The following is a 2334-nucleotide window of genomic DNA, read 5'->3' as shown; positions in this document are numbered from 1 at the left end:
GGCAGGGGGCCGAGGTGGCGTGATCAGCGTTACGGACCCGTTCGGCGGCGCATCTCTGGACGAGTGTCCTACTCGCCGGTACGGTGAATGCTGAGCAAGCGCTTAGCTAGACCGCGCTGCTCGGAAGCGACAAGCAGCCAGGACGAAGGCGGAGGTGGCGGCGGTGCGCCGTACGGTGTTCAACGAGGATCACGAGGCGTTCCGGGAGACCCTGCGCGCCTTCATCGAGGCCGAGGTCGTCCCGGTCTACGACGAGTGGTTCCAGGCGGGCATCGTGCCCCGCGAGTTCTACTACAAGCTCGCCGAGCTGGGCCTCTTCGGCATCAACGTCGACGAGGAGTTCGGCGGCGCCGGCCTGGACACCCACAAGTTCGAGGCCATCCAGTACGAGGAGACCGCCCGCGCGGGCGTCACCTTCGGCGGCTCCGGCGTGCACGTGCTGCTCGCCCTGCCGTACATCAAGATGCTGGCCACCGAGGACCAGAAGAAGCGCTGGCTGCCGAAGTTCGTCTCCGCCGAGGAGATGTGGGCCATCGCGATGACCGAGCCGGGCACCGGTTCCGACCTCGCCGGCATGAAGACCACCGCCAAGCTCTCCGAGGACGGCACCCACTACGTCCTCAACGGCGCCAAGACCTTCATCACCGGCGGCGTCCACGCCGACAAGGTGATCGTCTGCGCCCGCACCGCCCCGGCCACCGCCGAGGACCGCCGTCACGGCATCTCCCTCTTCGCCGTCGACACCAAGTCCGAGGGCTACTCGATCGGCCGCAAGCTGGACAAGCTGGGCCTGCGCACCTCCGACACCGCCGAGCTGGCGTTCGTCGACGTCAAGGTGCCGGTCGAGGACCTGATGGGCGAGGAGAACAAGGGCTTCTACTACCTCGGCAAGAACCTGGCCTCCGAGCGCTGGGGCATCGCCTTCGGCGCGTACGCCCAGGCCAAGGCCGCGGTGGACTTCGCCAAGAAGTACACCCAGGACCGCACGGTCTTCGGCCAGCCGGTCGCCGCCTTCCAGAACACCAAGTTCGAGCTGGCCGCCTGCAAGACCGAGGTGGACGCGGCCGAGGCCGTCGCCGACCGCGCCCTGGAGGCCCTGGACGCCGGCGAGCTGACCGCCGCCGAGGCCGCCTCCGCCAAGCTGTTCTGCACCGAGGTCGCGCACCGCGTGATCGACCGCTGCCTCCAGCTGCACGGCGGCTACGGCTACATGAACGAGTACCCGATCGCCCGCCTGTACGCGGACAACCGGGTGAACCGCATCTACGGCGGCACCAGCGAGATCATGAAGACGATCATCGCCAAGGACATGGGCCTGTAAGGTCCGCGAGAACTCTGTCCGGTACCACTGACGACATGAGTAGTCAGGCACTGCAGTCGCTGCTCGATCTGCTCGACCTCGAGCAGATCGAGCGCGACATCTTCCGCGGTCGGTCCAGGTTCGCCGTCGTCCCCCGGGTCTTCGGGGGCCAGGTGGCGGCCCAGGCGCTGATCGCCGCGGGACGCACCGTCCCCGCCGACCGGTTCGCGCACTCGCTGCACGCGTACTTCCTGGTCGCCGGGGACCCGGGCGCCCCCATCGTCTACGACGTCGACCGCATCCGCGACGGGCGCTCCTTCACCACCCGCCGGGTGGTCGCCGTCCAGCACGGCCGGCCGATCTTCCACCTCTCGGCCTCGTTCCAGGCGTACGAGGAGGGGCTGGACCACCAGACGGCGATGCCCGAGGTCCCGGACCCGGAGACGCTGCCGACGTTCGAGGAGATGATGCCGCGCTACGCGGACGCCTACGCCTCGCCGGAGATGCTCGAACGGATGGTGACCACGCGCGCCGCGGTGGACCTGCGGTACGTGAATCCGCCGCCGTGGGGCAGCGTGGGCGAGCCGCGGGAGCCCCGCTCCCAGGTCTGGTTCCGCACCGCCGGCAAGCTCGACGGGTCCCTCGACGACCCGCTGATGCACGTCTGCCTCGCCACCTACGTCTCCGACATGAGCCTGCTGGACTCCGTGCTCCTCGCGCACGGGCGCGGCGGCTGGGCGGCCGGAGACGTGGTCGGCGCCTCCCTGGACCACGCCATGTGGTTCCACCGCCCGTTCCGGGCCGACGAGTGGCTGCTCTACGACCAGGAGTCGCCGTCCGCCTCCGGCGGGCGCGGACTCGGCCAGGCCCGCATCTACACCCGGGACGGCCGGCTCGCCATCTCCGTCATCCAGGAGGGCGTGGTGCGGGTCCCCCGCTGACGCGCCCCGGCGTCGCGTGCCCCCGGGACGCCCGCCCGCCCACGGCGGGCACCCCGCCCGCGCACCCGAAGCCCCGTCACCACCGCAAGGCCG

General features: G+C 70.3%; 2 protein-coding genes. Both read left to right on the top strand.

Features of this window, described 5'->3' with window-relative positions; all coding sequences use genetic code 11:
• Positions 1-163: 163 nt before the first annotated feature.
• Positions 164-1321 (top strand): acyl-CoA dehydrogenase family protein, encoded by a 1158-nt coding sequence (locus tag HW445_RS27340; RefSeq protein WP_180223551.1) that lies wholly within the window; start codon positions 164-166, stop codon positions 1319-1321.
• A 35-nt stretch (positions 1322-1356) separates the two neighbouring features.
• Entirely contained in the window at positions 1357-2241 is an 885-nt protein-coding gene (locus tag HW445_RS27335) for an acyl-CoA thioesterase II (RefSeq protein WP_180223550.1), read from the top strand.
• The last annotated feature ends 93 nt before the right edge of the window (positions 2242-2334 follow it).

The sequence above is a fragment of the Streptomyces sp. UH6 genome (assembly GCF_013421635.1).
GTDB lineage: Bacteria > Actinomycetota > Actinomycetes > Streptomycetales > Streptomycetaceae > Streptomyces > Streptomyces abyssomicinicus.
This window is presented reverse-complemented; position numbering and strand designations above follow the sequence as displayed.

Bases quoted from the DNA above. Each gene is read 5' to 3' on its own strand.
- HW445_RS27335 (WP_180223550.1), top strand. From the start codon at position 1,357: ATGAGTAGTCAGGCACTGCAGTCGCTGCTCGATCTGCTCGACCTCGAG.